The organism is Pseudomonas sp. App30, assembly GCF_047947025.1.
Classification (GTDB): Bacteria; Pseudomonadota; Gammaproteobacteria; order Pseudomonadales; family Pseudomonadaceae; genus Aquipseudomonas.
In genome coordinates this window covers 4,582,850-4,602,381 of the sequence record NZ_CP133165.1, presented here as the reverse complement: position 1 = coordinate 4,602,381, position 19,532 = coordinate 4,582,850, and the positions used below count along the sequence as shown (strand labels likewise).

Below are 19,532 nucleotides of genomic sequence, written 5' to 3'. Positions count from 1 at the left end.
CGCTTGCAAGCCGCTGATATCCGCGGAAAAGCGGCGCCTGAGCGCATTTCCAAAGTGCCGCTACACTCCCTTGGCAGAGCGGCCAGCAAATGCGCCTCGATCAAGTTCAGCCGTCGCAAGGAGGCTTGATGAACGATGAACTTCAACATTTGAAAAACCTGGGCAAGACCTCGGCGCAGTGGCTGCACGCCGTAGGCATCCACAGCGCCTCGGACCTGCGTCGCCTGGGGGCGGTGGACGCATACCGGGCGGTCAAGACCCGCGGCTTCCGCGCCTCGAAAGTGCTGCTGTACGCCATCGAGGGCGCACTGCTGGACGTACACTGGAACGACCTCCCCGCCGAACGCAAAGAGGCTTTGAATCAGGAACTCGACGCGCTATCGTCTCGTCGCAAGAACTGACCGCGGCCGCGCGTCAGGCTCGCCAGTCAAGGAAAGCGCGCATGTATCTATTTGGAGAGCAGCCGGCATACGCCGATGCGTGGGTAAACCGCCTGCAAGGCATCGCCGCGCGGCTGCTGCTGGGGGTAGCGCCGCAAGGCCCGGCGCTGGAGCTGGAACCCGGAGCCGACCTGGCCCCCTTGATGGACGACAGCCAGCTGTACCTGATCGACAGCGGCCTGCTGCAAGCGCGCATCAACCAGCGCCCGCTGTTCTACCTGCAGGACGGTGACCTGCTGGGCCTGTACCAGAACCGCGACGACCTGGCCTATGAGTACAGCACCGAAGGCACCCTGCGCCTGGTGCCCTACCTGCGCAGCGAAGTGCTGGCGCACATCAACGCCACGCCCGAGACCCAGGAACTGCTGATCGAGTACCTGACCGGCCAGACCACCCTGCTGTGCGACGCCATCACCCGCCTCAAGCAACCCGAGTACCGCGCCAGCAACGGCTTCAAGCACGTGCCCGCCGGCGAGGTGCTGATCAACCAGGGCGACGAGGCCGACCACGTCTTCGTGATCATCGACGGCCACGCCGAGGCCTATGTGGACGGCCACAAGGTGGGCGACGTGCCCAAGGACGAGATCTTCGGCGCCATGGCCATCTTCACCCACGAGAAACGCAGCGCCACGGTGATCGCCGCCGTGCCCAGCACGCTGATGATCATTCCCAAGGACCAGTTCCTCAACCTCACCCAGACCAACCCGCGCATCGCCCACAGCCTGATCGAAAGCATGGCGCGGCGCATCGAGGCCTTGAACCGGCAGGTCACGCGGCTGATCGACAGCCCGTGAAAAATTGTTCGCAGGGCCTGTTGACTTCTAAATGAGAATTGTTATGATTATCACATCTGGTCGCGAGGCCAGTGATGATTTGAAAGACCTTGGTTCGGACTCTCAGATTATCTCCTCATCAGGCTAATCACGGTTATTTGACCCGGCTTTTTGCCGGGTCTTTTTTTGCCTGAAATTTGCGCCCACCTCAACGCGCGATAATCAACGGATGCCCCCGCTCCGGGTGCTCCTGCACCAACACCTCCAACCCGAACACCGCCTTCAGCGCCCCAGGCTGCAACACCTGCCGTGGGGTGCCCAGCGCATGGGCCCGCCCCTGCTGCAGCAACAGAATGCGATCGCAGTAACGCGCCGCCAGGTTCAGGTCATGGAGTATCACCAACACCGCCGCGCCGCGGTCGGCAAACGCGCGCACCGCTTGCAGGGTGGTGTGCTGGTGTAGCGGGTCGAGCGCCGAGGTGGGCTCATCCAACAGCAGCGTGGTGCCCGGCTCGCCCGGCCACAGCTGCGCCAGCACCCGCGCCAGGTGCACGCGCTGGCGCTCGCCGCCGGACAGCGCCAGGTAGCTGCGCCCCCGCAGGTGCGCGGCATCGGCGGCGTGCAGGGCTGCGGCGATGATCTCGCTGTCGCGGGCCAGGCCGCTGTCGTGGGGCAGCCGGCCCATGCCCACCACCTCCTCCACCCGGAAGGCGAAGCCCAGGGTCGAGACCTGCGGCAGCACCGCCAGGCGCCGGGCCCGCTCGGGGCCATGCCAATCGGCCAGCAAGCGCCCGTCCAGCCAAACTTCGCCCTGGCTGGGCGCCAGTTCGCCGCACAGGGCGCCCAGCAAGGTGCTCTTGCCGGCGCCATTGGGGCCCAGCACGCCCAGCACCTCGCCGGGCTGCAGTTGCAGGCTGATGTCGTCGATCACCGCCTGCTGGCCGCGTCGAACTTGCAGGTTGGCCACACGTAACATCAGGGACGCCCCCGCACCAGCAGATAAAGGAAAAACGGCGCGCCGAGGAACGCCGTGACAATGCCGATGGGCAACTCGGCCGGGGCCAGGGCCATGCGCGCGATCAGGTCGGCGAACAGCAGCAGGCTGGCGCCCGCCAGCAGCGACGCCGGCAGCAGCACCCGATGATCGGGGCCGGCCACCTGGCGCACCAGGTGCGGCACCACCAGGCCGATGAAGCCGATCAGCCCTGCCGCCGCCACGGCCGCGCCCACGCCCAGCGCGGTGCAGAACACCAGCTCACGCTTGAGGCGCTCCACCTCGATGCCCAGGTGCCGCGCCTCGGACTCGCCCAGCAGCAACGCGTTCAGCGCCCGCGCCCGGCGCGGCAGCCACAACGCCACGCCGGCGGCGATCACCACCAGCGGCCACAGGCGCTGGTAGCTGGCGCCATTGAGGCTGCCCAGGTTCCAGAACGTCAGGGTGCGCAGGGTGCTGTCATCGGCCAGGTAGGTGAACAGCCCCACCGCCGAGCCGGCCAGCGCCGTCAGCGCCACGCCCGCCAGCAGCATTACTGCCACGCTGGTCTGGCCGTCCTTGCGCCCCAGGCGATACACCAGCGCGGTCACGCCCAGGCCGCCAAGGAAGGCGCAGATCGACAGCAGGTAGGGCTCCAGCATGGGCGGCAGGCCGCCGAACCAGCTGCCGCCGACAATGGCGATGGCCGCGCCCAGCGCGGCGCCGCTGGACACGCCCACCAGCCCCGGGTCGGCCAGCGGGTTGCGAAACAGCCCCTGCATGGCCACGCCCGACAGCGCCAGCACCGCGCCCACGGCCAGGCCCAGCAGGGTGCGCGGCAGGCGGATCTGGCCGACGATCATCTCGGCCTGCTCCAGGCCCTGGCCGTTCACCGGCAACCCGGCCAGGCGCAGGCCGGCCTTCAACGTGTCGAGCAGCGGCAGGCTCACCGGGCCCAGGGCCAGGGACAGCCAGCACGCCAGCAGGCACAACAGCCCCAGGGTGACGAACAGCGTGCGTGGCGCCAGCAATGGCCTCATCGGACAGGCTTGGCGTCAGGGAAGAACGCCTGCGACAAGCCGTTCAGGCTCGCCGGCAGGCGCGGCCCCAGGCCGCCCACCAGCAGGGTCGGGTCCAGCACCACGATGCGCTTGTCCTTCACCGCGCGGGTGTTGGCCAGCGCCGGATTGTCCTTGAGCATGGCGGCAATGGCCGCGTCCCCGCTCAGGCTGCGGTCGGCGAACACGATCACCTGCGGGTCGAGCGCGGCCAGCACTTCGGTGGAGAAATTCTTGTAGCCCGGCTGCGTGGCCAGGTTGCGCCCGCCGGCCTGGCTGATCAGCCAGTCAGCCACGGTACCGGGGCCACCCACCAGCGGCTTGGCGCCCATGTGGCCCAGCAGCAGAATCACCCCGGGCGCAGGCTGGCCGGCTTCGGCGGCTTTCACCCAGGCCTGGTGGTCCTGCAGCTGCTGGCGGTAGTCGTCGAACAGCTTTCCAGCGTGGGCCTCATCGCCCAGCAGCCGGCCCAAGTGCAGCAGGTTGGCCTGCAGGGTCGGCAGCTCGGGCTTGCTGTCGAACATCTCCACGCTCAGGCCGGCCTGGCGAATCTGTTGCAGCACCGGCGGCGGCCCCATTTCCTCGGTGCCGATGAGGATGTCCGGGCGCGGGGTCAGGCTGAGAATGCCCTCGGCCGACAGCGCGCGCTGGTAGCCGATGCTTTTCAACGCCTTGACGCTCTCGGGGTGTTGGCTGGTGGTGTCCACCCCGACCAGCTTGCTCGCGCCGCCCATGGCCACCACCCACTCGGTCAGCGCGCCACCGGCGCTGACCCAGTGCTGCGGCAGCGCTTCGGCGGCCATGGCCCAGGGGTGACACAGCATGGCGGCGGTAAAGCCAACGACCTTGGCGCTCAGGCGCATCGGGTGTTCCTCTATTCAATGATGGGCAGTGGTTGCAGCGCTCGGCGTTTTCTCGTTGAATGCCCGCCCAAATGGCAACCTATCAATTCATTTGATAATTATTTGCATTTAGGCGTCAAGTCGCCCCTTGTATCATCAAGTAAAACAAAAGAGGTCAGCATGCAGTGGCTGTGTGAAAGCACCGCTTTGAGCGAAGCACAAAGTCGTGGTTTCGAGTGTGAAGGCATCAAGCTTTTCATCGTGCGCCGCGAAGGCCGGGTGTACGCCTACCGCAACCGCTGCCCGCACCGGGGCACCGCGCTGCAGTGGGAAACCGACGTGTTCCTGGACGACAGCGCCACCATGATCCGCTGCGCCAGCCATGGCGCGTTGTTCCTGATGGACTCGGGCGAGTGCGTGGCGGGCCCGTGCGAGGGCAAGGAGCTGGAGAACTTCGATTGCCGCGAGGACGACAAAGGCATCTGGGTAGAACTCTGATTCCGGCCCCGCGACGATCTGCGTAGCCGCTGCCGCAGGCTGCGCTGGCCCTCCCCTCCACTGTAAATCTCCAGTGTAATCTGGGGCCGGCGCAGCCTTCGGCAGCGGCTACGAGTCGGCGGCGTGAATCAAATCTGGACGTTCAAGCGGCGGTTCACATACACACGCTCGCTATCCAGGTGCACCCCATACGCCAGCACCTCCACGCCATCCGCCACTGCAGCCTTCAACGCCTCGGCATAGCCGGCGTCAATCTCGCCAGCCGGGCGCACGGCGTCGATGCCGGTCAGGTTCACGCAATACAACTGCACCGCGCGCACGCCGTTGCGCGCCAGCGTCGCCAGCTCGCGCAGGTGCTTGGCGCCGCGCTGGGTCACGGCGTCCGGGAAGGCCGCCACCGTGGTGCCGTCGTGGCCCAGGGTCACGCTTTTTACTTCCACGTAGGCCGGGCCTTGCGGGTATTGCAGGCAGAAATCCACGCGGCTGCCCTCCTCGCCATAGGCCACTTCGCGTTTCAGCGCGGTAAACCCGTTCAGCTCGGTGATCACCCCGGCCAGCAACGCCTCTTCCACCAGCCGGTTGGCACGCGCGGTGTTCACGCAGGCCAGGCGGCCCTGGGGCGTCTCGCTGATTTCCCAGGTGCCCGGCAGCTTGCGCTTGGGGTCGTTGGAGCGGCTGAACCACACCTGCCCGCCCTCGACCATGCAGTTGAACATCGAGCCGGTGTTGGGGCAGTGAATGGTCAGCTCTTCGCCGTCCAGGGTGCGGATATCGGCAAGGAAACGCTTGTAGCGGCGCAGCAGGCGACCTTCTTCCAGGGGAGGATTGAATTCCATCAGCCTTGCCAGCTCCGCAGGCCACGCGCGATGCGCTCCACGGCCTGCTGCAGGCGCGGCAGGCTCTGGGTGTAGGCAAAGCGCACATGGTGGCTGGCCTGGTGACGGCCGAAGTCCAGGCCAGGGGTGAACGCCACGTGCTCGGTTTCAAGGAAATGCTGGCAGAACGCGAAGGCATCGCCGCCGAACCGGCTGATATCGGCGTACAGGTAGAACGCCCCTTCCGGCTCCACGGCAATGCCGAAGCCCAGTTCGCGCAGGGCCGGCAGCAGGAAGTCGCGGCGGCGGCCGAATTCGGCCCGGCGCTCCTCCAGAATGGCCAGGGTCTGCGGCTGGAAGCAGGCCAGCGCGGCGTGTTGGGCCATGCTGGGGGCGCTGATGTAGAGGTTCTGCGCCAGCTTCTCCAGTTCCGGCACCGCTTCGGGCGGCGCCACCAGCCAACCCAGGCGCCAGCCCGTCATGCCGAAATATTTGGAAAAACTATTAAGGACAAAGGCGTCGTCGTCCACTTCCAGCACGCTGGCGGCGTCGGTGCCGTAGGTGAGGCCGTGGTAGATCTCGTCCACCACCAGGTGGCCGTTGCGCGCCTTGATGGCCTGGGCCAGCTGCGCCAGCTCGTCGCGGCTCAGCAGCGTGCCGGTAGGGTTGGCGGGCGATGCCACCAGGGCGCCGACGCTGTCCTTGTCCCAGTGGCGTGCCACCAGGTCGGCGGTGAGCTGGTAGCGCACCTCGGGGCCCACCGGCACCAGTTGCGCCGCGCCTTCCACCAGGCGCAGGAAATGGCGGTTGCACGGGTAGCCAGGGTCGGCCAGCAGCCAGTGCTTGCCCGGGTCCACCAGCAGGCTGCTGGCCAGCAACAGCGCGCCGGAGCCGCCAGGGGTGATGAGGATGCGCTGCGGGTCGATGTTCACGCCATAGCGCTGGTCGTAGAAGCCAGCGATGGCCTCGCGCAGCGCCGGCAGGCCACGGGCCGCGGTGTAGCGGGTCTGGCCGTTGGCCAAGGCCGCCTGGCCGGCCTGGATGATCGGTTCGGCAGTGGTGAAGTCCGGTTCGCCGATTTCCAGGTGGATGACGTCATGGCCGGCGGCCTGCAGTTCGTTGGCCCGCGCCAGCAGCGCCATCACGTGAAAGGGTTCTATGGCGCGGCTGCGCGCACTGTAGGGCTGGGCCATTGACCTTCCTTAAAAGGGTGTAAAATAACGATTCTACCGGACACGGCAGCCGAACGCGTCGCGAAACGGCCGGTCCATATGCTTTGACGCCATCTGCGACAGGCTCGACAACCGGGAGTGGCGCCGTCTGGATTGATCTGCTAAGTTCGCCGGCTTGCAGTCGCAGGGCCGGCGGGTGTCGGAGATGGAGCATCCTGCGCAATGGATTAGAAGAGCGAGAGGCGGTCAACCAATGTCCACCAATGAAAAGCAAGCATCTACCCAAACACTGGAATCGGGCTTTGAGCCTTACGTAGTAGCTCCCGGTGAGGAGTACATGGGCAAGCCCATGCGCGCGCACTTCACCAGCATCCTGCAAAAATGGAAGATGGAGCTGATGGTCGGCGTCGACAAGACCGTGGACCACATGAAGGACGAAGCAGCCAACTTCCCCGACCCTGCTGACCGTGCCAGCCAGGAAGAGGAATTCGCCCTCGAGCTGCGTGCCCGCGACCGCGAGCGCAAGCTGATCAAGAAAATCGACAAGACCCTGCAGCTGATCACCGACGAAGAATACGGCTGGTGCGAATCCTGCGGCGTCGAGATTGGCGTCCGCCGCCTGGAAGCCCGCCCTACCGCCGACCTGTGCGTCGACTGCAAGACCCTGGCAGAGATCAAGGAAAAACAGGTCGGCAAATGACCTGTTGAAGCCGGGGCGCGCCACGCGCCCCGGACCTGCCCCGCCCCTTCTCCGAAATTTCCAGTACCCTGTTCCCCATGAACACGCCTGCCTACATTGGCCGCTTCGCGCCAACGCCCAGTGGTTTCCTGCATTTCGGCTCGCTGGTGGCCGCCCTTGCTTCCTACCTTGACGCCCGTGCCGTGGGTGGCCGCTGGCTGCTGCGCATGGAAGACCTGGACCCGCCACGGGAGATGCCCGGCGCCCAGGCCGCGATCCTCAAGGCCCTGGAGAACTACGGTTTCGAATGGGATGGCGAGGTGGTGTACCAGAGCCTGCGCCATCACGCCTATGCCCAGGTCATCGACCGCCTGTTCCAGCAGGGGCTGGCGTATGCCTGCACCTGCTCGCGCAAGCAGCTGGAGCCCTACAACGGTATCTACCCCGGGCTGTGCCGCAACCTGGGCCACGGCCAGGAAGATGCCGCCATCCGCATCCGCGTGCCGGAGCTCAACTACGCCTTCGTCGACCGTGTGCAGGGCCGCTTCGAGCAGCACCTGGGGCGCGACAGCGGCGACTTCGTGATTCGCCGCCGTGATGGCCTGTACGCCTACCAACTGGCCGTGGTGCTGGACGACGCCTGGCAGGGGGTGACGCACATCGTGCGCGGCGCCGACCTGCTGGACTCCACCCCGCGCCACCTGTACCTGCAGGAACTGCTGGGGCTGCCCCAGCCCAAGTACCTGCACGTGCCGCTGATTACCCAGCCCGACGGCCACAAGCTGGGCAAGAGCTACCGCTCGCCGCCGCTGGAAGCCGACCAGGCCGCGCCGCTGCTGGTGCGCGCGCTGCGGGCGCTGGGGCAGCCGGTGCCGCTGGAGCTGCGGGGTGCCATGCCTGGCGAGGTGCTGGCGTGGGGCATCGCCCACTGGAACGCCGAGCTTATCCCGCGTGCCTTGAGCCTGCCCGAGGCGCAGTTGCCGGCCTGAGGTCCGCGTTGGGCGTGGACGCAGCCTTCGGCAGCTGCTACGGCGATATCTGTCTTGAAATGGCCGCGATGCAGGCGACGCGATCGATGGGGTCTGCGCATCTGCGTAGCAGCTGCCGAAGGCTGCGTCCCGGGCCACCACTCACGGTGTAGTGAACTTCCAGTTGCACTACGACGCGCTTGCGTTACCATCCCCGCTCCTTTTTGCCCGTACCTACAATAATAAGGCGAGCACCCTGGACTTGATGTTCTTCCATTCGAGAGGCCGGCATGTACATCTACCGATTGGTCCTGCTGCTGGTAGTCGGTATCTACCTGTTCTCCCCCGCGATCATGGACTGGTGGATAGAACCGACCGGCGCCTGGTATCGGCCCTACCTGTTGTGGCTGATCCTGATCGTGGTGACTTTCATTCTCCAGAGCCAACGTGATGCCGATGAGCTTTAGCCTCACCCAGATGATCCTGATCAGCGCCGCCTACCTGCTGGTGCTGTTCGGCGTGGCCTGGGTCAGCGAGCGCGGGATGATCCCGCGCGCGATCATTCGCCACCCGCTGACCTACACCCTGTCGCTGGGCGTCTACGCCAGCGCCTGGGCGTTCTACGGCACGGTGGGCCTGGCCTACCAGTACGGCTACGGTTTCCTGGCCTGCTACCTGGGGGTCAGCGGCGCGTTCCTGCTGGCGCCGGTGCTGCTGTACCCGATCCTGAAGATCACCCGCACCTACCAGCTGTCCTCCCTGGCCGACCTGTTCGCGTTTCGCTTTCGCAGCACCTGGGCCGGCGCCCTGACCACCATCTTCATGCTGATCGGCGTGCTGCCGTTGCTGGCCTTGCAGATACAGGCAGTGGCCGACTCCATCAGCATCCTCACACGCGACCCGGTGCAGAACCGCGTGGCCCTGGCGTTCTGCGCGCTGATCACGCTGTTCACCATCTTCTTCGGCTCACGCCACATCGCCACCCGCGAGAAGCACGAAGGCCTGGTGTTCGCCATCGCCTTCGAGTCCATCATCAAGCTGGTGGCCGTGGGCGGCATCGGCCTGTACGCACTGTACGGGGTGTTCAACGGCCCCCACGAGCTGGAACTGTGGCTGTTGCAGAACCAGACCGCCCTCGCCGCCCTGCACACGCCGCTGCAAGAAGGCCCATGGCGCACGCTGCTGCTGGTGTTCTTCGCCTCGGCCATCGTCATGCCGCACATGTACCACATGGCGTTCACCGAGAACCTCAACCCGCGCTCGCTGGTCAGCGCCAGCTGGGGCCTGCCGCTGTTCCTGCTGCTGATGAGCCTGGCCGTGCCGCTGATCCTGTGGGCCGGCCTGCGCCTGGGCGCCACCACCAGCCCCGAATACTTCACCCTGGGCGTAGGCATCGCCGCCAACAGCAAGGCCCTGGCGCTGCTGGCCTACGTGGGCGGGCTGTCGGCCTCCAGCGGGCTGATCATCGTCACCACCCTGGCGCTGTCGGGCATGGCCCTCAACCACCTGGTGCTGCCGCTGTACCAGCCGCCGGCCGAGGGCAACATCTACCGCTGGCTGAAGTGGACGCGCCGCGGCCTGATCGTCGCCATCATCATGGCCGGCTACGCCTTCTACCTGCTGCTGGGCACCGCCCAGGACCTGGCCAATTTGGGCATCGTCGCCTTCGTCGCCACCCTGCAGTTCCTGCCCGGGGTGTTGTCGGTGCTGTACTGGCCGGCCGCCAACCGCCGCGGCTTCATCGCCGGCCTGCTGGCGGGCATCCTGGTGTGGATGGTGACCATGCTGCTGCCGCTGGTCGGCAACCTGCAGGGCTTCTACATCCCGCTGCTGAACATGATCTACGTGCTCGACGACACCAGCTGGCACATGGCGGCCATCGCCTCGCTGGCCGCCAACGTGCTGGTGTTCACCCTGATCTCGCTGTTCAGCAACCCCAGCGCCGAAGAGGCCAGCGCCGCCGAAGCCTGCGCGGTGGACAACGTGCGGCGGCCCCAGCGCCGTGAGCTGCACGCCGCCTCGCCCCAGGAATTCGCCACCCAGCTGGCCAAGCCGCTGGGCGCCAAGGCCGCGCAGAAGGAAGTGGAACAGGCCCTGCGCGACCTCTACCTGCCCTTCGACGAGCGCCGCCCCTATGCCCTGCGCCGCCTGCGCGACCGCATCGAGGCCAACCTCTCGGGCCTGATGGGCCCCAGCGTGGCCCAGGACATGGTCGAGACCTTCCTGCCCTACAAGTCCGGCAACGAGAATTACGTCACCGAAGACATCCACTTCATCGAGAGCCGCCTGGAAGACTACCACTCGCGCCTCACCGGCCTTGCCGCCGAGCTGGACGCCCTGCGCCGCTACCACCGCCAGACCCTGCAGGAACTGCCCATGGGCGTCTGCTCGCTGGCCAAGGACCAGGAAATCCTGATGTGGAACAAGGCCATGGAAGAGCTTACCGGCATCGCCGCGCAGCGCGTGGTGGGCTCGCGCCTGGTGACCATCGGCGAGCCGTGGCGCGGCCTGCTGCAAGGCTTCATCAACGTGCCCGACGAACACCTGCACAAGCAGCGCCTGCCCCTGGACGGCCAGATCCGCTGGCTGAACCTGCACAAGGCGGCCATCGACGAGCCCCTGGCGCCGGGCAACAGCGGCCTGGTGCTGCTGGTGGAAGACCTCACCGACACGCAGCTGCTGGAAGACAAGCTGGTGCACTCCGAGCGCCTGGCCAGCATCGGCCGCCTGGCGGCTGGCGTGGCCCACGAAATCGGCAACCCGATCACCGGCATCGCCTGCCTGGCGCAGAACCTGCGCGAAGAGCGCGAGGAAGACGGCGAGATCACCGAGCTCAGCAGCCAGATCCTCGAACAGACCAAGCGCGTGTCGCGCATCGTGCAGTCGCTGATGAGCTTCGCCCACGCCGGCAGCCACCAGCACAGCGACGAGCCGGTGAACCTGGCCGAAGTGGCCCAGGACGCCATCGGCCTGCTGGCCCTGAACCGGCGCAATTTCGAAGTGCAGTTCTACAACCTCTGCGACCCCGACCACTGGGTGGAGGGCGACCCGCAACGCCTGGCCCAGGTGCTGATCAACCTGCTGTCCAACGCCCGCGACGCCTCCCAGGCCGGCAGCGCCGTGCGGGTGAAAAGCGAGGCCAGCGAGCACACCGTGGACCTGATCGTCGAGGACGAGGGCAGCGGCATTCCCAAGAACATCATGGACCGCTTGTTCGAACCGTTCTTCACCACCAAGGACCCTGGCGAGGGAACCGGACTGGGGCTTGCTCTGGTCTATTCCATCGTTGAAGAGCATTATGGACAAATCACCATCGACAGCCCGGCTGATACCCAGAGCCAGCGCGGCACCCGAATCCGGGTGACCTTGCCGCGTCATGTCGAAGCGACGTCCGCCGTGAACTGAGACCGTCGAGAGAATTGAATCAATGCCGCATATTCTGATCGTCGAAGACGAAACCATTATTCGTTCTGCCCTGCGCCGCCTGCTTGAACGGAATCAGTACCAGGTCAGCGAAGCCGGCTCCGTGCAAGAGGCACAAGAGCGCTTCTCCATCCCCACGTTCGACCTGATCGTCAGTGACCTGCGCCTGCCTGGCGCCCCGGGCACCGAGCTGATCAAGCTGGGCCAGGGCAAGCCGGTGCTGATCATGACCAGCTATGCCAGCCTGCGCTCGGCCGTGGACTCGATGAAAATGGGCGCGGTGGACTACATCGCCAAGCCCTTCGACCACGACGAGATGCTGCAGGCCGTGGCGCGCATCCTGCGTGACCGCCAGAGCGCGCCAGCCCCGGCTGCCGCGCCGGCCGAACGCGCCGGCAATGGCAACGCCAAGGCCGCCGCCGGCGCCGAGAACGCCAATGGCGAGATCGGCATCATCGGCTCATGCCCGCCCATGCAGGACCTGTACAGCAAGATCCGCAAGGTGGCGCCCACCGACTCCAACGTGCTGATCCAGGGCGAGTCGGGCACCGGCAAGGAGCTGGTGGCCCGTGCCCTGCACAACCTGTCGCGCCGCGCCAAGGCACCGATGATCTCGGTGAACTGCGCCGCCATTCCCGAAACCCTGATCGAGTCCGAGCTGTTCGGCCACGAAAAGGGCGCGTTCACCGGCGCCAGCGCCGGCCGTGCCGGCCTGGTGGAAGCGGCGGACGGCGGCACCCTGTTCCTGGATGAGATCGGCGAGCTGCCGCTCGAGGCCCAGGCGCGCCTGCTGCGCGTGCTGCAGGAAGGCGAGATTCGCCGCGTGGGCTCGGTGCAATCACAGAAGGTCGACGTACGCCTGATCGCCGCCACCCACCGCGACCTCAAGAGCCTGGCCAAGGTCGGCCAGTTCCGTGAGGACTTGTACTACCGCCTGCACGTGATCGCCCTGAAGCTGCCGGCCCTGCGCGAGCGCGGCGCCGACGTCAACGAGATCGCCAACGCGTTCCTGGCCCGCCAGAGCGCGCGCATCGGCCGCAACGACCTGCGTTTCGCCGCCGACGCCGAACAGGCCATCCGTCACTACTCGTGGCCCGGCAACGTGCGCGAACTGGAAAACGCCGTGGAGCGTTCGGTGATCCTCAGCGAGAGCGCGGAAATTTCCGCCGAGCTGCTGGGCATCGACATCGAACTGGAAGACCTCGACGACGAGGCGTTCGACGCCATGGCCGCGCAACCGGCGAGCAACGTCGGCGGCGGCAACCACGAACCCACCGAGGACTTGTCGCTGGAAGACTATTTCCAGCACTTCGTGCTCGAGCACCAGGACCACATGACCGAGACCGAGCTGGCACGCAAGCTGGGCGTCAGCCGCAAGTGCCTGTGGGAGCGCCGCCAGCGCCTGGGTATTCCACGGCGCAAGTCGGGCGTGGCCAGCGAAAGCTGATACGTTTCAGCTAATTACGCGGTGTCACGGGGTAACAAAAGGGGGGAGTGACAAACTGTTACCCCCACCTTGCCGGCGTAACAGATGCCGGGGCATACGGTAACGAATTTTGTCCGTTTCAGGCACTGGCCGATGGCCACCAAACAGCCGAAAGCCTTGATTTACAAGGGTTTTCAAAAGTTGGCACGGCACCTGCTATGTATTTGGTACAAGAACAACAATAAGCAATGACACACTCTAATAAAAACAAGATGAAACGGCTCACGCATAACAAGAACAACACGGCGGAGGCGCAGCTAACTGATTCTTTTGGAGAGGCGTTGTAATTGGGGCCCGCCCCACACCCAGGCAAAGACCAATAAAAACTGCACTGAAAAGCAGAACGGCATGGGATGAAAGCAACTCAGCGACCAAAGCAATCCGTTTGCTCTTGCTCCCGGTTAGGGAGCCACTCACTGGCGAAGACCACGTGGGTAGGGCGTTAACAAAAACAAGAAGCCCGATCAAAAAAACAAGAAGAGCACGCAACTACATTCCTTGGGGAGCTTCGGCTCCCCTTGTAGTTTCCACGTTTCGTCCCCCTCGTTGCGCAGTGTCCTACACCATCCCCTGACTAAATGCTAGAATCCCCGCCCATCATGCGGTCATTCTCCATTCATGGCCGAACATTCCTTCAAACAGTGCATCCCATGCTGAAGAAGCTGTTCCAGTCTATCCGTCCCCCCGTGCGTCGCCCGCAACACCTGCGGACCACGCCCGAAGTGCTCAATAGCGGGCAACACTCGCTGCAGCGCAACCAGTTCAGCCGCCACGCGGTGAGCATCGTCGAACGCCTGCAAAACGCTGGCTATCAGGCCTATCTGGTGGGCGGTTGCGTGCGTGACATGCTGCTCAACATCACCCCCAAGGACTTCGACGTCGCCACCAGTGCCACCCCCGAGCAAGTGCGTGCGGAGTTCCGCAACGCCCGGGTGATCGGCCGTCGGTTCAAGCTGGTGCATATCCATTTCGGTCGCGAGATCATCGAGGTCGCCACCTTCCGCGCCAATCATCCCAAGGATGAAGAAGAGGAAGACAGCAACCAGTCGTCGCGTAACGAAAGTGGTCGCATCCTGCGCGACAACGTCTACGGCACCCTCGAAGAGGACGCCCAGCGCCGCGATTTCACCATCAACGCCCTGTACTACGACCCGGTGAGCGAGCGCATCCTCGATTACGCCAACGGCGTACACGACATTCGCAACCACCTGATCCGCCTGATCGGCGACCCGGTGCAGCGCTACCAGGAAGACCCGGTGCGCATGCTGCGGGCCGTGCGTTTCGCCGCCAAGCTGGACTTCGGCATCGAGAAGCACACCGCCGCGCCGATCCGCGAGCTGGCGCCCATGCTGCGCGAGATCCCGTCGGCGCGCCTGTTCGAGGAAAGCCTGAAGCTGTTCCTCTCGGGCCACGCCTCGGACACCTTCGAGATGCTGGTCGACCTGCAGCTGTTCGACCCGCTGTTCCCGGCCAGCGCCCACGCGCTGGAGCACCAGCCGACCTACACGCACACGCTGATCAGCGAAGCGCTGAGGAACACCGACCTGCGCGTCAAGCAGGGCAAGCCGGTGACCCCGGCCTTCCTGTTCGCCGCCCTGCTGTGGCCGGCCCTGCCCGCCCGCGTGCTGCACCTGCAGGAACGTGGCATGCCGCCGATCCCGGCCATGCAGGAAGGTGCGCACCAGCTGATTGCCGAGCAGTGCCAGCGCATCGCCATTCCCAAGCGTTTCACCATCCCGATCCGCGAGATCTGGGACATGCAGGAGCGCCTGCCACGCCGCAGCGGCAAACGCGCCGACCTGCTGCTGGACAACCCGCGCTTCCGCGCCGGCTACGACTTCCTGCTGCTGCGCGAAAGCGCTGGCGAGCAGACCGAGGGCCTGGGCGAGTGGTGGACCGACTACCAGGACGCCAATGACAGCGAACGCCGCGACATGATCCGCGACCTGGGCAGCAAGGACGAAACCGGCGCCGGCCCACGCAAGCGCAAGCGCACTGGCGCCAAGCGCAAGCGTGGCGCAGCGGCGGATTCGGGCGAGTAAGCCGATGGAAGTCGTGTACATCGGCCTGGGCAGCAACCTGGCCGAGCCCACCGAGCAACTGCGCCAAGCCATCGAGGCCCTGGGGCAGTTGCCGTCCAGCCAAGGCCTGGCGGTGTCGGCGCTGTACAGCAGCGAGTCGCTGTCGCCCGGCCAGCCGCGTTATACCAACGCGGTGGCACGGCTGGAGACCTCGCTGGCGCCCTTGGCGCTGCTGGACGCCCTGCAGGCCATTGAGAACGACCAGGGCCGCGTGCGCGCCGAGCGCTGGGGCCCGCGGACCCTGGACCTGGATGTGCTGTTGTTCGGCGAGCGGGTTATCGATGAGCCGCGCTTGAAGGTGCCGCATTACCACATGCACGCGCGGGCGTTCGTGCTGTACCCGCTGGCCGAGCTGGCGCCGGCCGACCTGCGCCTGGCGGATGGACGGCCTTTGGCCGATCTATTGGCTGCTTGCCCGTTTGAAGGCCTCGAGCGCTTAACTCCTTAGCCTGGCGGCAGCGGCTACGGGGCCGTCTGCCGTCCCGGTAACACACAATCCCCCCACCCAGTAACACACCCGTAACACATCCAATTGACTTCCCGCCCCCTCCTCACGACTATAGGCATCCCGTTGCTCACTAACGCAGCAAAACGGCGCGGAACGGCCGGTTGACGGTCGTTTCCCAAACATCACGGCAGATGATGTTGTGTTTGATCCGCTAACTGTTAGCAGTATTCACGGCGCCTGAAAGAGGACCCCTTTGATGCCTGAAATCACCCTGACCACCCTGCAGAGCCTCAAGCTCAAGGGTGAGAAAATCGCCATGCTGACCTGCTATGACGCGACCTTCGCCCAGGCAGCCTGCCAGGCGGGCGTGGAAATCCTGCTGGTCGGCGACTCCCTGGGCATGGTCCTGCAGGGCCACGACAGCACCCTGCCGGTCACCAACGCCGAGATGGCCTACCACGTGGCCAGCGTCAAGCGCGGCAACGAGGGCGCGCTGATCCTGGCCGACCTGCCGTTCATGGCCTGCGCCACCCTGGAGCAGACCTTCGCCAACAGCGCCCAGCTGATGCAGGCCGGCGCCCACATGGTCAAGGTGGAAGGCGCGGCCTGGCTGGCGGAGTCCATCCGCCTGCTGGCCGAGCGCGGCGTGCCGGTGTGCGCGCACATGGGCCTGACGCCGCAGACGGTCAACGTGCTGGGCGGCTATAAAGTGCAAGGCCGCAACGAAGCCCAGGCGCGGCAGATGCGCGCCGACGCCATCGCCCTGGAACAGGCCGGCGCGGCGATGATTTTGCTTGAATGCGTGCCCAGCGAGCTGGCCGCCGAGATCACCCAGGCGGTGAAGGTGCCGGTCATCGGCATTGGCGCCGGTAGCGCCGTGGACGGCCAGGTACTGGTGCTGCACGACATGCTGGGCCTGTCGCTGACCGGCCGCGTGCCCAAGTTCGTGAAGAACTTCATGGCCGGCCAGCCAGACATCCAGAGCGCCCTGGGCGCCTACGTCACCGCCGTCAAGGAAGTCAGCTTCCCGGGTACCGAACACGGATTTAATGCATGAACACCGTAAAAACCGTCAAAGAACTGCGCGCCGCCGTGGCCCGCGCCCGTAGCGAAGGCAAGCGCATCGGCTTCGTGCCCACCATGGGCAACCTGCACAGCGGCCACGCCGCACTGGTGACCAAGGCGGCCCAGCGCGTCGACTTCGTGGTGGCGAGCATCTTCGTCAACCCGCTGCAGTTCGGCCCTGCCGAGGACCTGGACAAGTACCCGCGCACCCTCGCCGCCGACCAGGAAAAACTGGTGCAAGCCGGCTGCCACCTGCTGTTCGCCCCCACCGTTGAAGAAATGTACCCCGACGGCATGGGCGTGCAGACCCGCGTCAGCGTCCCGCACCTGTCCGAAGGCCTGTGTGGCGCCAGCCGCCCTGGCCATTTCGAGGGCGTGGCCACCGTGGTCAGCAAGCTGTTCAACATGGTCCAACCGGACCTGGCCGTGTTTGGCCAGAAGGACTACCAGCAGCTGGCGGTGATCCGCGCGCTGGTGCGTGACCTGAACATGCCCATCCAGATCATCGGCGAGCCTACCGTGCGCGCCGAGGACGGCCTGGCGCTGTCGTCGCGCAACGGTTACCTGACCACCGAGCAACGCGCTGCCGCCCCTGCGCTGTACCGCGCCATGCAACAGGTGGCCAAGGCCATCGAGGCCGGCGAGCGCGACTACGGCCGCCTGCTGGATGAGGCCCGCACGCAGATCACCGCCGCCGGCTTCAAGACCGACTATTTCGAGATTCGCCACGGCATCAACCTGCGCCCGGCCACCGCCGAGGACCGTGACGTAGTGATCATCGCCGCCGCCTACATCGGCAGCACGCGGCTGATCGACAACCTGCACCTGAACCTCGACGCCTGACTGCTATGCTGCAAGGCCCGGAACTGTTAAAAGTACCGGGCACCGCGCAGACAGATGCGCTGTAGATGGTTACTGTGGGAGCTGGCTTGCCAGCGAGCTTTTTGCTGGCCGGAAAGCTCGCTGGCAAGCCAGCTCCCACAGGTTGCAAAATTTATGCAACTGGCCAGGACCCGACCGTGTCCAAAGGCTGTTCTAAGTACAAGGAAACCCGCAGCGATGGCGTATTACCGTACCCCCCACGACGTTACCGCTCTGCCCGCCTGGCAGGCACTTACCCAGCACCGCCAGGCCATGCAGGATTTCAGCATGCGCGAAGCCTTCGCGGCCGATCCGCAGCGTTTTCACCAATTTTCCCTGAGTGGTTGCGGGCTGTTCCTCGACTACTCGAAAAACCTGATCACCACCGAGACCCGCGACCTGCTGGTCAAGCTGGCCGGTGAAGTGGACCTGCAGGGCGCCATCAAGGCCATGTTCGCCGGCGAGCTGCTGAACGCCTCCGAAGGCCGCCCGGCGCTGCACACCGCCCTGCGCCGCCCGGTAGGCGACAAGCTCAACGTCAACGGCACCAACATCATGCCCGAAGTGCATAAGGTGCTGAACCAGATCACCGAGCTGGTCACCCGCATCCACGACGGCCTGTGGCGCGGCTACACCGAGAAGCCGATCACGGACGTTGTGAACATCGGCATCGGCGGCTCGTTCCTGGGCCCGGAGCTGGTCTCCGAAGCCCTGCTGCCGTACGCCCAGAAAGGCGTGCGCTGCCACTACCTGGCAAACATCGACGGTAGCGAGTTCCACGAACTGGCCACCAAGCTGCGCGCCGAGACCACCCTGTTCATCGTCTCGTCGAAGTCGTTCAGCACCCTGGAAACCCTGAAGAACGCCCAGGCCGCCCGCGCCTGGTACCTGGCCCAGGGCGGTTCGGAAGCCGAGCTGCACCGCCACTTCATCGCCGTGTCCAGCAACAACGCCGCGGCCGTGGCCTTCGGCATCCGTGAAGAGAACATCTTCCCGATGTGGGACTGGGTAGGCGGCCGCTACTCGCTGTGGTCGGCCATCGGCCTGCCGATTGCCCTGGCTATCGGCACCGCCAACTTCAAGGAACTGCTGTCCGGTGCCTACACCATGGACCAGCACTTCCAGACCGCGCCGTTCGAACAGAACATGCCGGTGCTGCTGGCCCTGCTGGGCGTGTGGTACGGCAACTTCTGGGGCTCGCAGGCCCACGCGATCCTGCCGTACGACCACTACCTGCGCAACATCACCAAGCACCTGCAACAGCTGGACATGGAGTCCAACGGCAAGAGCGTGCGCCAGGACGGCAGCCCGGTCACCACCGACACCGGCCCGGTCATCTGGGGCGGCGTGGGTTGCAACGGCCAGCACGCCTACCACCAGCTGCTGCACCAGGGCACCCAGCTGATCCCGGCCGACTTCATCGTGCCGGTGGTGAGCTTCAACCCGGTGGCCGACCACCATCAGTGGCTGTTCGCCAACTGCCTGTCGCAGAGCCAGGCGCTGATGCTGGGCAAGACCCGCGCCGAGGCTGAAGCCGAGCTGCGCGACAAGGGCATGCCCGAAGAGCAGATCCAGAAGCTGGCGCCGCACAAGGTGATCCCGGGCAACCGCCCGAGCAACACCCTGGTGGTGGAACGCATCAGCCCGCGCCGCCTGGGTGCCCTGGTGGCCATGTACGAGCACAAGGTGTTCGTGCAGAGCGTGCTGTGGGGCATCAACGCCTTCGACCAATGGGGCGTGGAGCTGGGCAAGGAACTGGGCAAGGGCGTGTACCAGCGCCTCACCGGCGGCATCGAAGAGCCTGCCGAGGACGCCTCCACCCAGGGCCTGATCAACTACTTCCGCGGCCGCCACCGCGGTTGACGAAAAAATCCCCTCTCCGGAGGGGATTTTCTTTTTAGGCACCAATAACCCCCTAGCAGCGGCCGCAGGCCGCGTCCTGACCCAGAT

Annotated in this window: 18 protein-coding genes; 13 read left to right on the top strand and 5 right to left on the bottom strand. The window is 65.6% G+C overall.

The window, feature by feature from the left end:
- Nucleotides 1-128 precede the first annotated feature (128 nt).
- Both RAM80_RS21430 and RAM80_RS21425 read left to right on the top strand, forming a co-directional pair.
- Complete coding sequence (locus RAM80_RS21430; protein ID WP_416422430.1) at nt 129-401, top strand: TfoX/Sxy family protein; 273 nt, start codon at nt 129-131, stop codon at nt 399-401.
- 41 nt (nt 402-442) lie between these two features.
- Entirely contained in the window at nt 443-1,234 is a 792-nt protein-coding gene (locus RAM80_RS21425; RefSeq protein ID WP_416422429.1) for a Crp/Fnr family transcriptional regulator, read from the top strand.
- Between the two features lie 187 nt (nt 1,235-1,421).
- Here RAM80_RS21425 and RAM80_RS21420 read toward each other — a convergent pair whose 3' ends face one another.
- From RAM80_RS21420 to RAM80_RS21410, 3 genes are read right to left on the bottom strand one after another with little or no spacing between them, the layout of a single operon-like run.
- Nucleotides 1,422-2,189, bottom strand: coding sequence for a heme ABC transporter ATP-binding protein (locus RAM80_RS21420; RefSeq protein ID WP_416422428.1), 768 nt, complete (start codon nt 2,187-2,189; stop codon nt 1,422-1,424).
- The gene (locus tag RAM80_RS21415) at nt 2,189-3,172 is read right to left on the bottom strand and encodes a FecCD family ABC transporter permease (protein ID WP_416427534.1); all 984 of its coding nucleotides are present in this window, start codon (nt 3,170-3,172) and stop codon (nt 2,189-2,191) included. Before RAM80_RS21415 ends, RAM80_RS21420 begins: the two co-directional genes overlap by 1 nt.
- Nucleotides 3,173-3,222: 50 nt before the next feature.
- The gene (locus tag RAM80_RS21410) at nt 3,223-4,107 is read right to left on the bottom strand and encodes a heme/hemin ABC transporter substrate-binding protein (RefSeq protein WP_416422427.1); all 885 of its coding nucleotides are present in this window, start codon (nt 4,105-4,107) and stop codon (nt 3,223-3,225) included.
- Between the two features lie 159 nt (nt 4,108-4,266).
- On the opposite strand from RAM80_RS21410, the gene RAM80_RS21405 reads away from it, so the two are divergent.
- Complete coding sequence (locus RAM80_RS21405; protein ID WP_416422426.1) at nt 4,267-4,584, top strand: Rieske (2Fe-2S) protein; 318 nt, start codon at nt 4,267-4,269, stop codon at nt 4,582-4,584.
- A 128-nt stretch (nt 4,585-4,712) separates the two neighbouring features.
- Here the strand turns inward: RAM80_RS21405 and sfsA are convergent, their stop codons facing one another.
- Complete coding sequence (gene sfsA / locus RAM80_RS21400) at nt 4,713-5,420, bottom strand: DNA/RNA nuclease SfsA (protein ID WP_416422425.1); 708 nt, start codon at nt 5,418-5,420, stop codon at nt 4,713-4,715.
- The gene (locus RAM80_RS21395) at nt 5,420-6,592 is read right to left on the bottom strand and encodes a pyridoxal phosphate-dependent aminotransferase (protein ID WP_416422424.1); all 1,173 of its coding nucleotides are present in this window, start codon (nt 6,590-6,592) and stop codon (nt 5,420-5,422) included. Before RAM80_RS21395 ends, sfsA begins: the two co-directional genes overlap by 1 nt.
- A gap of 232 nt (nt 6,593-6,824) precedes the next feature.
- On the opposite strand from RAM80_RS21395, the gene dksA reads away from it, so the two are divergent.
- From dksA to pgi, 10 genes are all read left to right on the top strand, one after another.
- Nucleotides 6,825-7,271, top strand: a complete 447-nt coding sequence (gene dksA / locus RAM80_RS21390) for an RNA polymerase-binding protein DksA (RefSeq protein ID WP_416422423.1) — start codon at nt 6,825-6,827, stop codon at nt 7,269-7,271.
- 77 nt (nt 7,272-7,348) lie between these two features.
- Entirely contained in the window at nt 7,349-8,239 is an 891-nt protein-coding gene (gene gluQRS / locus RAM80_RS21385; protein ID WP_416422422.1) for a tRNA glutamyl-Q(34) synthetase GluQRS, read from the top strand.
- Nucleotides 8,240-8,508: 269 nt separating this feature from the next.
- Nucleotides 8,509-8,685 (top strand): hypothetical protein, encoded by a 177-nt coding sequence (locus tag RAM80_RS21380; protein ID WP_003250005.1) that lies wholly within the window; start codon nt 8,509-8,511, stop codon nt 8,683-8,685.
- Nucleotides 8,669-11,623 carry a sensor histidine kinase gene (locus tag RAM80_RS21375; protein WP_416422421.1) on the top strand — a complete coding sequence of 985 codons (2,955 nt, stop codon included), beginning with the start codon at nt 8,669-8,671 and terminating at the stop codon, nt 11,621-11,623. Before RAM80_RS21380 ends, RAM80_RS21375 begins: the two co-directional genes overlap by 17 nt.
- A 22-nt stretch (nt 11,624-11,645) precedes the next feature.
- Complete coding sequence (locus RAM80_RS21370; RefSeq protein ID WP_416422420.1) at nt 11,646-13,088, top strand: sigma-54-dependent transcriptional regulator; 1,443 nt, start codon at nt 11,646-11,648, stop codon at nt 13,086-13,088.
- Between the two features lie 689 nt (nt 13,089-13,777).
- Entirely contained in the window at nt 13,778-15,169 is a 1,392-nt protein-coding gene (locus RAM80_RS21365; protein ID WP_416422419.1) for a polynucleotide adenylyltransferase PcnB, read from the top strand.
- Between the two features lie 4 nt (nt 15,170-15,173).
- Nucleotides 15,174-15,656: a 2-amino-4-hydroxy-6-hydroxymethyldihydropteridine diphosphokinase gene (gene folK / locus RAM80_RS21360; RefSeq protein ID WP_416422418.1), complete on the top strand. Its 483-nt coding sequence runs from the start codon at nt 15,174-15,176 to the stop codon at nt 15,654-15,656.
- Nucleotides 15,657-15,912: 256 nt separating this feature from the next.
- Nucleotides 15,913-16,713, top strand: coding sequence for a 3-methyl-2-oxobutanoate hydroxymethyltransferase (gene panB, locus RAM80_RS21355; RefSeq protein ID WP_416422417.1), 801 nt, complete (start codon nt 15,913-15,915; stop codon nt 16,711-16,713).
- The gene (panC, locus tag RAM80_RS21350; RefSeq protein ID WP_416422416.1) at nt 16,710-17,564 is read left to right on the top strand and encodes a pantoate--beta-alanine ligase; all 855 of its coding nucleotides are present in this window, start codon (nt 16,710-16,712) and stop codon (nt 17,562-17,564) included. The genes panB and panC overlap by 4 nt, the downstream gene beginning before the upstream one ends.
- Before the next feature lie 216 nt (nt 17,565-17,780).
- Nucleotides 17,781-19,445, top strand: coding sequence for a glucose-6-phosphate isomerase (pgi, locus tag RAM80_RS21345; protein ID WP_416422415.1), 1,665 nt, complete (start codon nt 17,781-17,783; stop codon nt 19,443-19,445).
- The last annotated feature ends 87 nt before the right edge of the window (nt 19,446-19,532 follow it).

Excerpts from the sequence above, each read along its gene's own strand:
- pgi (WP_416422415.1), top strand. The coding sequence starts at position 17,781 with ATGGCGTATTACCGTACCCCCCACGACGTTACCGCTCTGCCCGCCTGG.
- RAM80_RS21430 (WP_416422430.1), top strand. The coding sequence starts at position 129 with ATGAACGATGAACTTCAACATTTGAAAAACCTGGGCAAGACCTCGGCG.
- RAM80_RS21380 (WP_003250005.1), top strand. The coding sequence starts at position 8,509 with ATGTACATCTACCGATTGGTCCTGCTGCTGGTAGTCGGTATCTACCTG.
- sfsA (WP_416422425.1), bottom strand. The coding sequence starts at position 5,420 with ATGGAATTCAATCCTCCCCTGGAAGAAGGTCGCCTGCTGCGCCGCTAC.
- dksA (WP_416422423.1), top strand. The coding sequence starts at position 6,825 with ATGTCCACCAATGAAAAGCAAGCATCTACCCAAACACTGGAATCGGGC.
- RAM80_RS21375 (WP_416422421.1), top strand. The coding sequence starts at position 8,669 with ATGCCGATGAGCTTTAGCCTCACCCAGATGATCCTGATCAGCGCCGCC.
- panC (WP_416422416.1), top strand. The coding sequence starts at position 16,710 with ATGAACACCGTAAAAACCGTCAAAGAACTGCGCGCCGCCGTGGCCCGC.
- folK (WP_416422418.1), top strand. The coding sequence starts at position 15,174 with ATGGAAGTCGTGTACATCGGCCTGGGCAGCAACCTGGCCGAGCCCACC.
- panB (WP_416422417.1), top strand. The coding sequence starts at position 15,913 with ATGCCTGAAATCACCCTGACCACCCTGCAGAGCCTCAAGCTCAAGGGT.
- RAM80_RS21405 (WP_416422426.1), top strand. The coding sequence starts at position 4,267 with ATGCAGTGGCTGTGTGAAAGCACCGCTTTGAGCGAAGCACAAAGTCGT.
- RAM80_RS21420 (WP_416422428.1), bottom strand. The coding sequence starts at position 2,189 with ATGTTACGTGTGGCCAACCTGCAAGTTCGACGCGGCCAGCAGGCGGTG.
- gluQRS (WP_416422422.1), top strand. The coding sequence starts at position 7,349 with ATGAACACGCCTGCCTACATTGGCCGCTTCGCGCCAACGCCCAGTGGT.
- RAM80_RS21410 (WP_416422427.1), bottom strand. The coding sequence starts at position 4,107 with ATGCGCCTGAGCGCCAAGGTCGTTGGCTTTACCGCCGCCATGCTGTGT.
- RAM80_RS21395 (WP_416422424.1), bottom strand. The coding sequence starts at position 6,592 with ATGGCCCAGCCCTACAGTGCGCGCAGCCGCGCCATAGAACCCTTTCAC.
- RAM80_RS21425 (WP_416422429.1), top strand. The coding sequence starts at position 443 with ATGTATCTATTTGGAGAGCAGCCGGCATACGCCGATGCGTGGGTAAAC.
- RAM80_RS21370 (WP_416422420.1), top strand. The coding sequence starts at position 11,646 with ATGCCGCATATTCTGATCGTCGAAGACGAAACCATTATTCGTTCTGCC.
- RAM80_RS21365 (WP_416422419.1), top strand. The coding sequence starts at position 13,778 with ATGCTGAAGAAGCTGTTCCAGTCTATCCGTCCCCCCGTGCGTCGCCCG.